11 protein-coding genes are annotated in these 13,334 nt (G+C 70.7%); 6 read left to right on the top strand and 5 right to left on the bottom strand.

What is annotated here, in order from left to right; all coding sequences use genetic code 11:
* Positions 1-64 precede the first annotated feature (64 nt).
* Genes ACNPQM_RS00595 through ACNPQM_RS00585 form a run of 3 tightly spaced genes read right to left on the bottom strand, consistent with a single transcriptional unit; the run spans position 65 to position 3,719 of the window.
* Positions 65-1,393: a M20/M25/M40 family metallo-hydrolase gene (locus ACNPQM_RS00595; protein WP_418082392.1), complete on the bottom strand. Its 1,329-nt coding sequence runs from the start codon at positions 1,391-1,393 to the stop codon at positions 65-67.
* A complete protein-coding gene (locus tag ACNPQM_RS00590) occupies positions 1,390-2,766 on the bottom strand; it encodes a cytosine permease (protein WP_418082391.1) in 1,377 nt (458 codons plus the stop codon). Before ACNPQM_RS00590 ends, ACNPQM_RS00595 begins: the two co-directional genes overlap by 4 nt.
* Positions 2,766-3,719 (bottom strand): DUF1177 domain-containing protein, encoded by a 954-nt coding sequence (locus ACNPQM_RS00585; RefSeq protein WP_418082390.1) that lies wholly within the window; start codon positions 3,717-3,719, stop codon positions 2,766-2,768. The genes ACNPQM_RS00590 and ACNPQM_RS00585 overlap by 1 nt, the downstream gene beginning before the upstream one ends.
* Before the next feature lie 155 nt (positions 3,720-3,874).
* Between ACNPQM_RS00585 and ACNPQM_RS00580 the strand changes: the two genes are divergently transcribed.
* The 6 genes from ACNPQM_RS00580 to ACNPQM_RS00555 all read left to right on the top strand — a co-directional run bounded on the left by ACNPQM_RS00580 (position 3,875) and on the right by ACNPQM_RS00555 (position 11,380).
* A complete protein-coding gene (locus tag ACNPQM_RS00580) occupies positions 3,875-4,705 on the top strand; it encodes an IclR family transcriptional regulator (protein ID WP_418082389.1) in 831 nt (276 codons plus the stop codon).
* Between the two features lie 88 nt (positions 4,706-4,793).
* The gene (gene pepE, locus ACNPQM_RS00575; protein WP_418082388.1) at positions 4,794-5,522 is read left to right on the top strand and encodes a dipeptidase PepE; all 729 of its coding nucleotides are present in this window, start codon (positions 4,794-4,796) and stop codon (positions 5,520-5,522) included.
* A gap of 256 nt (positions 5,523-5,778) precedes the next feature.
* Positions 5,779-6,213, top strand: coding sequence for a VOC family protein (locus ACNPQM_RS00570; protein ID WP_358859527.1), 435 nt, complete (start codon positions 5,779-5,781; stop codon positions 6,211-6,213).
* Between the two features lie 210 nt (positions 6,214-6,423).
* Complete coding sequence (locus tag ACNPQM_RS00565; RefSeq protein ID WP_418082572.1) at positions 6,424-8,598, top strand: acyl-CoA dehydrogenase; 2,175 nt, start codon at positions 6,424-6,426, stop codon at positions 8,596-8,598.
* A 17-nt stretch (positions 8,599-8,615) separates the two neighbouring features.
* On the top strand, positions 8,616-9,806 hold the full coding sequence (locus tag ACNPQM_RS00560; RefSeq protein WP_418082387.1) for a lipid-transfer protein: 1,191 nt from the start codon (positions 8,616-8,618) through the stop codon (positions 9,804-9,806).
* Positions 9,807-9,862: 56 nt separating this feature from the next.
* Positions 9,863-11,380, top strand: coding sequence for an MFS transporter (locus tag ACNPQM_RS00555; RefSeq protein WP_418082386.1), 1,518 nt, complete (start codon positions 9,863-9,865; stop codon positions 11,378-11,380).
* Between the two features lie 103 nt (positions 11,381-11,483).
* Here ACNPQM_RS00555 and ACNPQM_RS00550 read toward each other — a convergent pair whose 3' ends face one another.
* A complete protein-coding gene (locus tag ACNPQM_RS00550; RefSeq protein WP_358859568.1) occupies positions 11,484-12,116 on the bottom strand; it encodes a response regulator transcription factor in 633 nt (210 codons plus the stop codon).
* A gap of 5 nt (positions 12,117-12,121) precedes the next feature.
* The gene (locus ACNPQM_RS00545) at positions 12,122-13,324 is read right to left on the bottom strand and encodes a sensor histidine kinase (RefSeq protein WP_418082385.1); all 1,203 of its coding nucleotides are present in this window, start codon (positions 13,322-13,324) and stop codon (positions 12,122-12,124) included.
* Positions 13,325-13,334: the final 10 nt, after the last annotated feature.

Genomic DNA, 13,334 nt, shown 5'->3' with positions numbered 1-13,334 from the left:
CGGCGGGGGCGTACGAGGGGTGGGCCCGGGTCGGGGCGGCCCCCGGCGGAGCTGCTCGATCGGCTCAGCAGCTCTGCCAGAGTCGGGTCATGACGCGGACCCCGAACCGCAGCCCCTCCAGCGGGACGCGCTCGTCCACGCCGTGGAAGAGCCGGCCGTAGTCCAGGTCGTGCGGCAGCTTCAGGCCCTTGAAGCCGAAGCAGCGGATGCCGAGGTGGGTGAAGGCCTTGGCGTCCGTGCCGCCGGGGTTGCAGTACGGAACCGGGTGTCCGTCCGGATCCTCGGCGCGTACGGCCTCACACATCGCGTCGACGAGCGGGCCGTCGAACGTCGTCTCCATCGCGATGTCGTGGTTGACCCACTCGCGGCTGACCGACGGCAGGAGCAACTGATCGATGGTGTCGATGAGTTCCTGCTCGTGTCCGGGGAGGAACCGGCCGTCGACGCGGGCCGTGGCCTTCCCCGGGATGACGTTCGTCTGGTAACCGGCGTTGAACATGGTGGGGTTCGCCGAGTTGCGCAGGACGACCTGCATGAAGTCGGAGACCGGGCCCAGCTTCGCCAGGCTGCCCTCGATGTCGTCCTCGTCGAAGTCGACCCCCTGGAGGTGGGCGGCCTCTTCGAGCAGCGCGCGCACCGGCTCGATCAGGCGGATCGGGAACGTGTGGCGGCCGATCCGGGTCAACGACTCGGCGAGGTCGGTGACCGCGTTCTCGTCGTTGGGGGACGAACCGTGACCGGCCCGTCCGGTGGCGGTGAGCTCCATCCAGGCCATGCCGCGCTGGGCGTTCTCGATCGGGTAGAGGCGCCGGGTGTCGTCGATGGCGAAGGAGAAACCGCCGCCCTCGCCGATCGCCTCGGTCACCCCGGAGAACAGTTCCGGACGGTGCTCGACCAGCCAGTGCGCGCCGAACCTGCCGCCAGCCTCCTCATCGGCGAGGAAGGCGAGGACCAGGTCGCGGGAGGGCTTCGTGCCCGTGCGGGCGAAGTGCCGGGCGGTGGCGATCATGACCGCCACCGTGTCCTTCATGTCGATCGCACCGCGGCCCCAGAGGTAGCCGTCGCGGATCTCGCCGGAGAACGGCGGCACCTGCCACTCGGACGCGTCGGCCGGGACCACGTCGAGGTGGCCGTGGACCAGCAGGGCGCCGCGCTCGGGGTCGCGGCCGGCGATGCGGGCGACGACGTTGGCCCGGCCCGGGGCGGACTCGACCAGTTCGGAGTCGATGCCCACCTCGGCGAGACGGCCCACCACCCAGTCGGCGCACGCGCGTTCGTTGCTGGTGGGGTTGGAGGTGTCGAACCGGATCAGTTCGGCGCAGAGGTCGATGACCTCGGCCTGAGCCTGGTCGGACGCCGGGACGAGTGGGGAGGCGGGGTCGGAGGTGGTCATGCTGCTCCCACGGAGGTTGTTGCGCGGGCGGCGGGGACAGCGCTGTCCTCGTCGCCCAGGGTGGAGGTGCCGTACGGCTTGACCCAGCCCAGCAGGCCGAGCACCGCGTACAGCACGAAGGCCGTGCCCAGCGAGTTGAGCGCCGGGATGCCGCCGTCGTAGAACTTGCCGACGCAGAACGCCACGATCCAGATGGCTATGGACATCGGCACCCAGGTCGGCGAGGTCCTCGGCAGCGTCTCGGCCTCGCGGGTGTCGTCCAGCGGCTTGCGCATCCTCTTCACGACCCAGTACTCGGCCACGATGATGCCGCCGATCGGCGGGATGGCCACACCGAGGATCGAGAGGAAGTCGGTGAAGTGGGTCATGATCCCGATCGCGGACAGGACCGTGCCGGCGATGCCGAGGACGATCGTGACCGCGCCGCGGTGCAGCCGCTTGCCGAAGACGACCTGGAAGAAGTTGACGACGCCGAGCGAGGAGCCGTACAGGTTCCAGTCGTTGATCTTCGCGGTGGACATCAGGACCACGATGACGCCGAAGGCGCCCGAGGTGGAGAGCACGATGTGCGACACCTCGTTGCTCTTGACCAGGTGACCGAGGAGCACACCGGTCATGCCGACGATGTACTCGGAGAGGATCATCGACGAGGCGCTCTGGATGAAGACGTGCGAGCCCTTGCGGTTGTAGCGGGTCATCTCCGGGGCCACGATCGCGCCGGTCATGAAGCCGCCCGCGATGGCGGTGGCGGCGACGGCGAGCGGGATCGTCTGGCCGGGCGGCGGTGAGTTGATCAGGTCACTGATGGAGTGGTCCTTGAGCGTCGAGACGACGGACCAGGCGACCATCGCGAAGAAGAGCGGGGTGACGATCTTCGCGAAGACCGCCATGTAGCGGAAGCCGAAGATCACCAGGGCGGTGATGGCCATGCCCGCGAGCACGCACCACATCCAGGACGGTCCCCCGACCAGCGCCGAGACGCTGTTGCCGAAGATTGTGTTCTGGACCCCGAACCAGCCGACCAGGCTGACCGCGATGACGAAACTCACCAGCGCCGAGCCATTGCGGCCGAAGCCGACCCAGCGAGTCAGCATCGGGGTCGCCAGACCCTCGCGCATCCCGGCCAGACCGATCGCGAAGATGACGATCTCCAGGATCACCGCGCCGAGCGTGAAGGCGAGGAAGGCGTTCCCGAAGGTCATGCCGACACCGATGGTGGCGCCGAGCGTGAACTGAGAGATCGAGCCGGACTGGGCCAGCCACTGCAGCAGCATGGACCAGAATCCGAACCTCTTGTCGCGCGGGACGCGCGAGAGGGAGTAGTCGTCGCTGCCGATGCTCTTGGCCTCGGCCTGCGGGGCGGCGGCTGCCATCAGGACTCCTGGGGTGTACGGCCGAAGGTCTGCAGGTGAGCCAGCGACCCGTAGCGGTTGACGAGGTTGTCGAACTCCACCGCGTCGTGGAAGTCCAGGTGGCCACTGCCGTAGGCCTTGGCGACCTCCACGGCGTAGCGGGCGGCGGACGCGATGTCCGTCTCGTGGCTCGCGCCCGTCTGGCAGCCCGGCACCGCGGCGGCCGAGGTGACCGCGAGGCCGACGACCGGAGCGGCCGTCGCGGTGGAGGGCTGCAGGATGGAATTGATGTGATGTGCACCGTTACCGTACGGCGTGATGTCCTGCGTGGTCACCGGATACGTGACCAACGGCTCACCGGTGACGACGGCGAGCAGCTCACCGAGCTGCTCGCTGACCCGGAGCACCCACCCCTCCTTGACGGTGGGGGAGAGGGCCAGGCCCTTGTGGTTGATGATCCGGTTGCCCTTGGTGGTGTCGATGGAGAGCACGGCCTCCATCTCGCCGGTCACCTCGTGCCGGTTCATCGTGGCGATGTCCACGGGCGAGCCCATGAACGGCACCGGTTCGTGGGGCTCGGTCGGCGCGTCCGGGCAGATGTGGGTGGCGACGATCACGTCGCCGGGCAGCACATCGCCGCGGCGGCGCATGTCGAGCAGCTTGGCCGCGGTGGCCACGGCGGCTGCCGCGCCGTCGGCATCGGAGACCAGACCGGTCACCTCGGGCCGGGCGCCGATGCCGCCGAGGCGGCCGACCACGCCGAGGGTGCGGGCGCTGCCGCCGGAGGTGCGGCCCTGGCTGCCGGGGATCCTCACGAGCACGAAGTCCGTGGAGCCCCGTTCGCCGGCGACCGTGGTGACCTGCGCGGACGAGCCCTCGGGCCCCGCTACGGAGTCGAGGTACTCGACGACCGTCTTGCCGTTGACCTGGGGGTCGTCCAGCAGGTCGAGGATGTCCAGCACGTACTTCAACATGGGGGGCCTTTCTCACGCATCCATCACGCCCGTCCGGCGCCCGGCAGGGAGTCACGGACGCCGGACGGGGTGCTGAGAGCAGATTCGGGATCGGATAGCGTTGAGCGCAACTGTTTCCCGTTATTTGCAATTCAGGTCTGAATGGTGAGATGACGATGGCGGACTTCGATCTGGACCGGCGCACCCCCGCCGGGGCCCTGCAAACCGTCGACCGGGCGCTCCTCGTGCTGCTCGCGTTCGAGCGGACCAGGCCGGACTGGGGCGTGACCGAGGTCGCCGAGGAGTTCGGCTGGGACACCTCGGTGGCCCAGCGGCTCCTCGCGACGCTTGCCGGCCGCGGCTTCCTGGTCTCCGACCCGGCCACCCGCCGTTACCGCATCGGCCCCGCCGTGCTGCGGCTCGGCCGGCTCTGGGAGCGCTCCGGATCGCTGGAACTGCTCGCCGGGCCGGTCCTGGAGGAGCTGCGCCAGGCCACCGGTGACACCGTCCTGTTCTGCCTGCCGGACAGTTTCCACATGCGGTGTGTGGCCGCCGTGGAGGGCGAGACCGGACCGCTGCGCTACTACCCGCTGGTCGGCGAGCTCTACCCGGCGCACGCCGGGGCGACCAGCAAGTCGTACTACGCCTACCTCCCCGATGAGCAGCGCCACCGGTTGTTCCGCGGCCGTCCCATGGCCCGTTTCACCGAGCGGACCGTCACCGACCCGGACCAGCTGGAACAGGAGTTCCTGAAGGTTCGTGCCCAGGGGTATGCCTGGACCGTCGGCGAGTACGACACCGGGATCGCGACCGTCGCCGTTCCGGTGTTCCTGGGGCGCGAGCCGTACGGGAGCCTCAGCCTCGGCGGTGGCGAGGAGCGGTTTCAGGGGGCGCCCGAGGACCGGCTCGATGCCCTGCGCCAGGCGGCCCAGCTCCTGGAGCAGCGGCTCACCCACCCACCGCAGCGCCCGAAGCCGCGGGCCCGCCGCCCCCGTACCACCGACTGACCCACCCGAACGTCCGGGTCACCGGGACACCGGTGCCCTCCCGAGCCACCCGAACCGTCTGAATCACCCGAGTCGTCCGAGGAACCCTGTGAATCTGCTTCTGCTCTCCAACTCCACCCAGCACGGCCGTGGTTACCTGGAACACGCCCTCGACACCGTCATCGAATTCCTGCCCCCAGGTGCCCGACTGGCCTTCGTCCCCTACGCGCTGGCCGACTACACCGCGTACACCGCACGCGTCCGTGACGCCCTGGAGCCGTCCGGCATCACCGTCCGCGGTGTCCATGAGAACGCCGACCCGACCGCCGAACTCGCCGCGTCCGACGCCGTGTTCATCGGCGGCGGCAACTCCTTCCGGCTGCTCAGCGCCCTCTATCGCACCGGGTTGCGCGACGCCGTCATCGAGGCGGTGCGCGCCGGGCTGCCGTACATGGGGGCCAGCGCCGGTACGAACATGGCGGCGCCCACCCTCCGTACCACCAACGACATGCCCATCGTTCAGCCGCCGTCCTTCGAGGCGCTCGGCCTCGTCCCGTTCCAGATCAACCCGCACTACCTGGACCCGGACCCGGCCAGCACCCACAAGGGCGAGACCCGCGAGGAGCGGCTGACCGAGTTCCTGGAGGAGAACGACGTGCCGGTGCTCGGCCTGCGCGAGGGATCCTGGCTCCGCGTCAACGGCCGTCAGGCCTGGGTGCAGGGCGCCCGCCCCGCCCGGCTGTTCACCCGCGGCGCGCAGCCGCAGGAACTCCCGGCGGGGTCGGACGTCTCCCATCTGCTCATGACGGCACCGCGGTTCGACGCTCCGGTGCGCTGACCGTCAGCACGAGGTCGATCTCGACGGGCAGTCCGCTCGCCGGGTACGCCGCCGGGCAGGCGTGCGGCGCGTACCCGGTGGCGGACCCGGCCGGCACGAAGCTGCTGCCGGAGGACGGGGCGGTCAGGGCGTACCGACCGGCCCCGTCCGTAGCGGTGAACGCGGTACGAACAGGACTGTCCGAGGTTCGTCCTCCCGGCAACATGCCGATCCACACCGGGAAATGAGCAACAGACCCCCCTGCTATGGTGCGCGGATGCCATCGATCAAGCAGTTCCAGGTCACCTTCGACTGCGCAGAACCCGAGCGCGTCGCTCGTTTCTGGTGCGAGGTGTTGGGGTACGTCGCACCGCCGCCACCGGAGGGGTTTGCCACTTGGGACGAATTCAAGCGCTCGCAGCCGGCTGAGCAGCGGGATTCATGGTTCGCCTGCAGTGATCCCTCAGGTGTGGGCCCGCGCATGTACTTCCAGCGCGTTCCCGAAGGCAAGGTCGTCAAGAACCGGCTGCATCTCGACGTGCGGGCCGGCACCGGGCTCGTGGGTGAAGAGCGCCTCGCCACACTCGAGGCCGAGTGTGCACGACTGGTCGCGCTCGGTGCGGTGCGCGTGCAACTGCTGCCTGCCGATGGCGTCAATGAGTCCTGCATCGTGATGCAGGACATCGAGGGCAACGAGTTCTGTCTCGACTGAGCATCCTCCGAGACGGCGCCACCCGCGCCTGCTCGTCGGCGAACTCGGCCTCTCGCTCCGTTCAGCCGACGCCACTGACTGATCCTCGACGGCCCCTTCCATCCGTGTATCCACGTCCGGCGAACCGTGCGGCCATCTGACCTTCCGTCAGATTGAAACGTGTTCTACCCTGTCGGCGTTCCAGTGGACGCGACCGGCGAGGATCCGTACATGGGCATCGGAATCACCCAGGAACAGAGGGAGTTGGCGCAGGCCGTACGGGGGTGGCTGGCGCGCGCCGTGCCCCCGGACGAGATCCGCAAGCTCCTCGACGCGAGCGCCCCTTCCGCACCCGGTGTGCGCCCCGGCTACTGGGACGGTCTCGGCGAGCAGGGGCTGCTCGGCATACATCTGCCCGAGGAGCACGGCGGAGCAGGCGGCACACTCCTCGACCTCGCCGTGGTTCTCGAGGAGGCGGGACGGGCCGCGCTCCCCGGCCCGTACCTGGCGAACGCGCTCGCCTCGGCGGTGCTGGGCGACGCGGGCGGGAGGGACCTGCTGGGCGCCCTCGCCGCCGGTACCCGCATCGGCGCCGTCGCCCTCGGCCCCGGCACCCTCACCGTCGTTGAGGGCGAGGACGGTCACCTTCTCGACGGCACGGCTCCACCCGTGCTCTCCGGTGCCGAGGCCGACCTGCTCCTGCTCCCCGCCGAATCGGCCGCCGGCACCCGCTGGTTCGCCGTCGACACCACCGCCGAGGGGCTCACCGTGCGCCCGCACCGCGGCGCCGACCCGACCCGTCCCACCGCCGAGGTCCGGGCCGACGGCGTAGTCGTACCCGCGAACCGTGCCGTACGGATCGACTCCGCGGCCGTCCGTGATCTCGCCGCCGTCCTCCTCGCCGCCGAGGCGTGCGGCACCGCCTCCCGGGCGCTGGACACCGCCGTCGCGTACGCCAGGGTCCGCGAACAGTTCGGTCGTCCCATCGGGCAGTTCCAGGGCATCAAGCATCTCTGCGCCGACATGCTCGTCCGCGTCGAACAGGCCCGCGCCCTGGTGTGGGACGCCGCCCGCGCGGCGGACGAAGCCCCGGAGGTACGGGGACTGGTCGCCGCCCTCGCCGCGGGCACCGCGCTCGACGCCGCGTACAGCTGCGCCAAGGACTGCATCCAGGTCCTCGGCGGCATCGGCTTCACCTGGGAGCACGACGCCCACCTCCATCTGCGCCGGGCGCTCGTGGCCCGGCAGTTGCTGGGGGCGGGGGACTCCCACCGGCTGCGGGCCCTCCGGCTGGCCGAGGGCGGAGCGCGCCGCGAACTCGCCCTCGAACTCCCCGCCGAGGCCGACCGCCATCGTGCCGAGGCGCGCGAGGCCGTCGCCGCCGCCCAGGGGCTCGACCCGAAGGCCGCCCGCCGCGTCCTCGCCCCGACCGGCTACGCCGCCCCGCATCTGCCCGCCCCCTACGGCCTGGACGCCGGACCTCTCCACCAGCTCGCCGTGCAGCAGGAGTTGAAGGAGCAGGGAGTGAGGGTGAGCGACCTGGGGATCGCCACCTGGGTGGTGCCGTCGCTCCTCGCGTACGGGACACCGGACCAGCAGGACCGCTACCTCATGCCCACTCTGCGCGGCGAACTCCTCTGGTGTCAGTTGTTCTCCGAGCCCGGCGCCGGCTCCGACCTCGCCTCGCTGCGCACGAAGGCCGAGCGGACCGCCGAGGGCTGGCGGATCAACGGCCAGAAGGTCTGGACGAGCGCCGCCCAGTGGGCCGATCACGGCATCCTGCTCGCCAGGACCGACCCGGACGCCCCCAAGCACCAGGGGCTCAGCTACTTCCTCGTCGACATGAAGAACACCGAAGGCATCGACGTCCGCCCACTGAAGGAGATCACCGGCGACTCCCTCTTCAACGAGGTGTACTTCGACGACGTCCTGCTGCCCGCCGATGCCGTCGTCGGCGATGTGGGCGACGGCTGGCGGGTCGCCCGCAACACCCTCGGCAACGAACGCGTCCACATGGCCGACCAGATGACCTTCGACACCGGACTGGAAGCGCTCATCGCCCGCTCCGGCGAGCTCGACGGCACCTACCGGGCGCGGATCGGCGCCCTCGCCGCCGAGGCGCACGCGCTCGCCTGCATCGGACTGCGGACCACCCTGCAGCAGGTGTCCGGACTGGAGCCGGGCGCCGGAGCCTCGGTACGCAAACTCGTCCAGACCACCCACCAGCAGAAGGTCGCCGAACTCGCCCTGGAATTGCTCGGACCGGCGGGCGCGACCGCGGAAGGGTCCGGGAACCGGGCTCTGCACGGATTTCTGATGTCCCGCTGTCTGACCATCGCGGGCGGCACCACCCAGGTTCAGCTCAATGTCGTCGCCGAGCGCATTCTCGGCCTCCCGCGTGACTGAAGGGACGTGACCTCTCCATGAAGGCGTACATCGTCGGTGTCGGGATGACGAAGTTCGAGAAGCCGGAGACACGCGACTGGCAGTACTGGGACATGGCGAAGGAGGCGGGGAACGCCGCGCTCGCCGACGCCTCGGTCGCCTACGAGGAGGTGCAGCAGGTTCCCGTCGGCTACTGCTTCCAGGCCTCCACGGCCGGCCAGCGCGCCGCGTACGAGCTCGGACTGACCGGCGTGCCCGTCTACAACGTCAACAACAACTGCGCCACCGGCTCCACCGCGCTGATGCTGGCCCGGCAGTTCGTCGAGGGCGGGATCAGCGACTGCGTTCTCGCGCTCGGCTTCGAGAAGATGACGCGCGGGTCGCTGGGGAGCGGGTCCGACGGCGGAGTGGACTTCAGGACCTCGCCCGTCGCCCGGCACTACGGGATCATGGCCGCCGCCCACGGCTTCGAGATGTCCCCGCCCACTGCCCAGATCTTCGGCAACGCGGCCCGCGAACACATGGAGCGGTACGGGACGACCGAGGCGCAGCTCGCGGCTGTCGGCGCCAAGAATCACCGGCACTCGGTGAACAACCCGTACGCCCAGTTCCAGGACGCGTACACGGTCGACGGGATCCTCGCCGCCAGGACCATCCACCGCCCGCTGACCAAACTCCAGTGCTCGCCCACCTCCGACGGAGCGGCCGCAGCCGTCGTCGTGTCGGAACGCTTCGTCGGGAGCCACGGGCTGGAGGACAGGGCCGTCGAGATCGCCGCCCAGGCCATGACGACCGACACCGGAGAGTCGTTCGCCTCCGGCACCTGCATCGACGCCGTCGGACTGCCCATGTCCCGCGCCGCCGCCCGGCAGGTGTACGACACCTCGGGGCTCTCGGCCGCGGACCTCGACGTCATCGAGCTGCACGACTGCTTCTCCATCAACGAACTCCTCACCTACGAGGCGCTCGGCCTGTGCGGCGAGGGCGAGTCCGGCAAGCTCGTCGAGTCCGGGGCCACCACCTACGGCGGCCGCTGGGTGGTCAACCCGTCCGGCGGCCTGATCTCCAAGGGGCACCCGCTCGGCGCCACCGGTATCGCCCAGGCCGCCGAACTCACCTGGCAGCTGCGTGGCGAGGCGGGCCTCCGGCAGGTGCCGGGTGCCCGGGTCGGGCTCGCCCACAACATCGGGCTCGGCGGCGCGGCGGTCGTCACCCTCCTGCGCCGATAGGAGGAGCAAGGTGTCCGGCCATATACCGATGTACGGGGCGCAGGGCGCCTGCGAGTATGACCCTCATGGTTGACGTCCCGGCGCCCACGCCCCTGCAGATCCGGAAGAAATCCCGCACCTGGGCGGTGGTACTCGCCGCCTGCACCGGCCAGTTCCTCGTCATCCTCGACGTGTCCGTCGTCAATGTGGCACTGCCGTCCATGCGGTCCGACCTGGGGCTGAGCGCCGGCCAGTTGCAGTGGGTCCTCAGCGCGTACGCGATCGCGTTCGCCGGGTTCATGCTCCTCGGCGGGCGCGCCGCCGACATATACGGCCGCAAGCGGATGTTCCTGGTCGGGCTCGGCCTGTTCACCGCCGCCTCGCTCGCCGGGGGGTTCGCCCAGGAGGGCTGGCAGCTGCTCGCCGCCCGCGCCGGGCAGGGGCTCGGTGCCGCCGTGCTTTCTCCCGCGACCCTCACGCTTCTCACCGCAGCGGTTCCCGAGGGCCCGGCCAGGACCAGGGCGATCGGTACGTGGATGGCCGTCGGCGCCGGAGGCGGCGCGGCCGGCGGACTTGTCGGCGGGGTGCTCACCGACCTCCTCTCCTGGCGCTGGGTCCTGCTGATCAATGTGCCGTTCGGCGTGCTCGTGCTGATCGGCGCCACGGTCTGGCTCGCCGAGAGCCGGGCGGGCGGGCGGTACCGTATCGACCTGCTGGGCGCGGTGCTCGTCACGGTGGGGCTGGCCACGGTCTCGTACGGCATCGTGCAGACCGAGCAGGAGGGCTGGACGGCCGCGGCCACCCTGGTGCCACTGCTCGGCGGGGTGGCGCTGCTGGCCCTCTTCGTCCTGGTGGAGGCGCGGACGGCGGTACCGCTGATGCCGCTCCGGGTGCTGGGCACGCGGGCGGTGGCGGCGGCGAACGTGGCGATGATCGTGATGGGTTCCGCGACGTTCTCGATGTGGTACTTCATGACCGTGTACGCGCAGTCGGTGCTGGACTACACGCCGATGCAGGCCGGACTGGCCCTGCTGCCGACCTCGTTGGCGGTCGTGCTCGGCTCGACGTTCGCGCCGCGGATCATGGCACGGGTCGGCGCGAAGAACCTCGTCCTGATCGGTCTGGCGATCACCGCCACGGGCTTCGGCTGGCAGTCCACGATGGGCGCGGACGGCTCGTATCTCACGTCGATCTGCGGGCCCGGCATCCTGATGATGGCCGGTGCGGGGTTCGCGTCCACCCCGCTCGCCTCCCTCGCGACCTCGGGCGCGGCGCCCGGGGACGCCGGTCTGGTCTCCGGGCTGGTCAACACCTCGCGCACGATGGGCGGTGCTCTGGGTCTCGCCGTGCTCTCCACGGTCGCGGCGGCACGGACCGGGGGCGGCACCGGGGCGGAGGAGCTGACCGCGGGGTTCGCGCTGGCGTTCCGGACAGCCGGCACGGTCCTGCTGGGCGGACTGCTGCTGATGGCCCTGTGGCTGCCGCGCCACCGCTCGTCGCGCTCCGCCGTACATGGCCCGTCGGCCACGTCGAGCCCGTCGACTCCGTCCCGCGCGTCGAGCCCGTCGGGCATGTCGAGCCCGTCCGGCGATTGAGCGCAGCGGGGCGCGGCCACGCCCGGCGCCCCGCTTGCGAGCACCGCCTAGGGTGTGTTTCGAAAGTAGCGTCGCCCGGCAGGCGGGACTTTCGAAACACGCCCTACAGCCAGCCCTGCTGCCGCGCCGCCCGCACCGCCTCCATGCGGTTCCGCGTCCCTGTCTTCCCGATCGCCGACGACAGGTAGTTACGTACCGTCGACTCGGACAGATGCAGCTTCGCCGCGATGTCGGAGACCGTCGCCCCGTCCACCGACGCGTTCAGTGCGTCCCGTTCCCGCGCCGTGAGCGGGCTGGGGCCCGCGCTCAGGGCGGCCGCGGCGAGGGCGGGGTCGATGACGGTCTCGCCGGCCAGCACCCGCCGGACGGCCACCGCGAGCTCCTCGACCGGGCCGTCCTTGACCAGGAACCCCGCAGCGCCCGCCTCCATCGCGCGGCGCAGATAGCCGGGCCGCCCGAAGGTGGTGAGGATCAGCACCCGGCAGTCCGGCACCTCCTCGCGCAGGTCGGCGGCGGCGTCCAGTCCGCTGCGGCCCGGGAGTTCGATGTCGAGGAGTGCCACATCGGGTCGTGACCGCAGCGCGGCGTCCACGATCTCGTCCCCGGCGCCGACCTGGGCCACCACCTCGATGTCCGGTTCGAGCCCGAGCAGCAGGGCGAGCGCGCCGCGCATCATGCCCTGGTCCTCGGCGAGCAGAACCTTGACGGACGTGTGCGGCCGCTGATCTCGGGGCATCTCGTTCACCGGCCCAGCGTATGGGGTGAGGCGGGACTTCCGGCGGCATCCACCGGGTCCACCGGCAGCTCCGCGCCGACCACGAACCCGCCGCCCGGCCCGGGACCCGCGGTGAGCGAGCCTCCCGCCGCGGCGAGCCGTTCGGTGAGGCCCTGCAGGCCGGTACCGCCGATGCCGGACGCGGGCGGCGGGTCCGCCCGTCCGCGGCCGTCGTCGGTGACGGTCAGCCGGACCCGTTCGGCCGTGCCGTCGACGAGGAACGAACAGCTGGTCGCGGCGCTGTGGCGTACGACGTTGGTCACCGTCTCCCGCACCACCCAGCCCAGCAGCGCCTCTGCCTGTGGGGTGAGCGGCGGTCCCGAGCGGCGGACCACCGATTCGATCCCGGCGGCGGTCAACGCGGACCTGGCCCGGTCGAGTTCGGTGGCCAGGCTCCCCTCGCGGTAGCCGGTGACCGCTTCCCGGATCTCGGTGAGGGCCTGCCGCCCGACGGACTCGATGTCGGCGACCTGGGCCAGCGCCGCGTCCATGTCGCGCGGTGCGAGCCGACGCGCGGCCTCCGACTTGACGACGATCACCGAGAGTGTGTGTCCCAGCAGATCGTGCAGATCGCGGGAGAAGCGGAGCCGCTCCTTCTCCACGGCGGTGCGGGCCAGTTCCTGCCGGGTTGCCCGCAGCTCCATCACGGTCTCCGACAGGGTGAGGAGCGCGGCGGTCACCGCACCCGAGATGAAGGTGCCGTATCCGATGGTCCACGGGTCCGAGGCGTTGTCCCCGCGCCAGACGGCGACGAGACTGGCGACGGCCGCGAGGCCCAACAGGCCGAGTATCAGCTGCCGGTGGCGCAGGATGACGCCGCAGGCCAACGAGAGCAGGGGGAAGAACAGCAGCCAGGTTCCGCCGTACCCGATCGCCAGCCCGAACGCGACCAGGGCCATCACTGCGAGCAGCACGTACGACACGGGGCTCTCGCGCCTCTTCTTGTCGAACCCCCGGAACACCACATTGATGTAAAGGGAATTGAAGACAAGCAGCCCGAGACCGCCGATCCAGGGGTTCGGGGCCCTCCCCTGGAAGAGGTTGGAGAAGCCGCCGAGTCCCATCAGCAGCCAGGGCAGCAACGAGTACGGTCCGGGCGGGCCGGGACGCCCCTGCTCGCGGTGCCGCCTGCGGCGTTCCCGCCACGATCCTGATCCGTTCCGGGACATGCTCGCTCCT

The sequence above is a fragment of the Streptomyces sp. NPDC056231 genome, from assembly GCF_048270745.1.
In the GTDB taxonomy this organism is placed as follows: Bacteria; Actinomycetota; Actinomycetes; order Streptomycetales; family Streptomycetaceae; genus Streptomyces.
The sequence above is the reverse complement of the archived record's forward strand: the minus strand, read 5'-3'. Positions and strand labels throughout refer to the sequence as shown.

Bases quoted from the DNA above. Each gene is read 5' to 3' on its own strand.
- ACNPQM_RS00555 (WP_418082386.1), top strand. From the start codon at position 9,863: ATGACCCTCATGGTTGACGTCCCGGCGCCCACGCCCCTGCAGATCCGG.
- ACNPQM_RS00545 (WP_418082385.1), bottom strand. From the start codon at position 13,324: ATGTCCCGGAACGGATCAGGATCGTGGCGGGAACGCCGCAGGCGGCAC.
- ACNPQM_RS00595 (WP_418082392.1), bottom strand. From the start codon at position 1,393: ATGACCACCTCCGACCCCGCCTCCCCACTCGTCCCGGCGTCCGACCAG.
- ACNPQM_RS00550 (WP_358859568.1), bottom strand. From the start codon at position 12,116: ATGCCCCGAGATCAGCGGCCGCACACGTCCGTCAAGGTTCTGCTCGCC.
- ACNPQM_RS00590 (WP_418082391.1), bottom strand. From the start codon at position 2,766: ATGGCAGCCGCCGCCCCGCAGGCCGAGGCCAAGAGCATCGGCAGCGAC.
- ACNPQM_RS00565 (WP_418082572.1), top strand. From the start codon at position 6,424: ATGGGCATCGGAATCACCCAGGAACAGAGGGAGTTGGCGCAGGCCGTA.
- ACNPQM_RS00560 (WP_418082387.1), top strand. From the start codon at position 8,616: ATGAAGGCGTACATCGTCGGTGTCGGGATGACGAAGTTCGAGAAGCCG.
- ACNPQM_RS00585 (WP_418082390.1), bottom strand. From the start codon at position 3,719: ATGTTGAAGTACGTGCTGGACATCCTCGACCTGCTGGACGACCCCCAG.
- ACNPQM_RS00580 (WP_418082389.1), top strand. From the start codon at position 3,875: ATGGCGGACTTCGATCTGGACCGGCGCACCCCCGCCGGGGCCCTGCAA.
- ACNPQM_RS00570 (WP_358859527.1), top strand. From the start codon at position 5,779: ATGCCATCGATCAAGCAGTTCCAGGTCACCTTCGACTGCGCAGAACCC.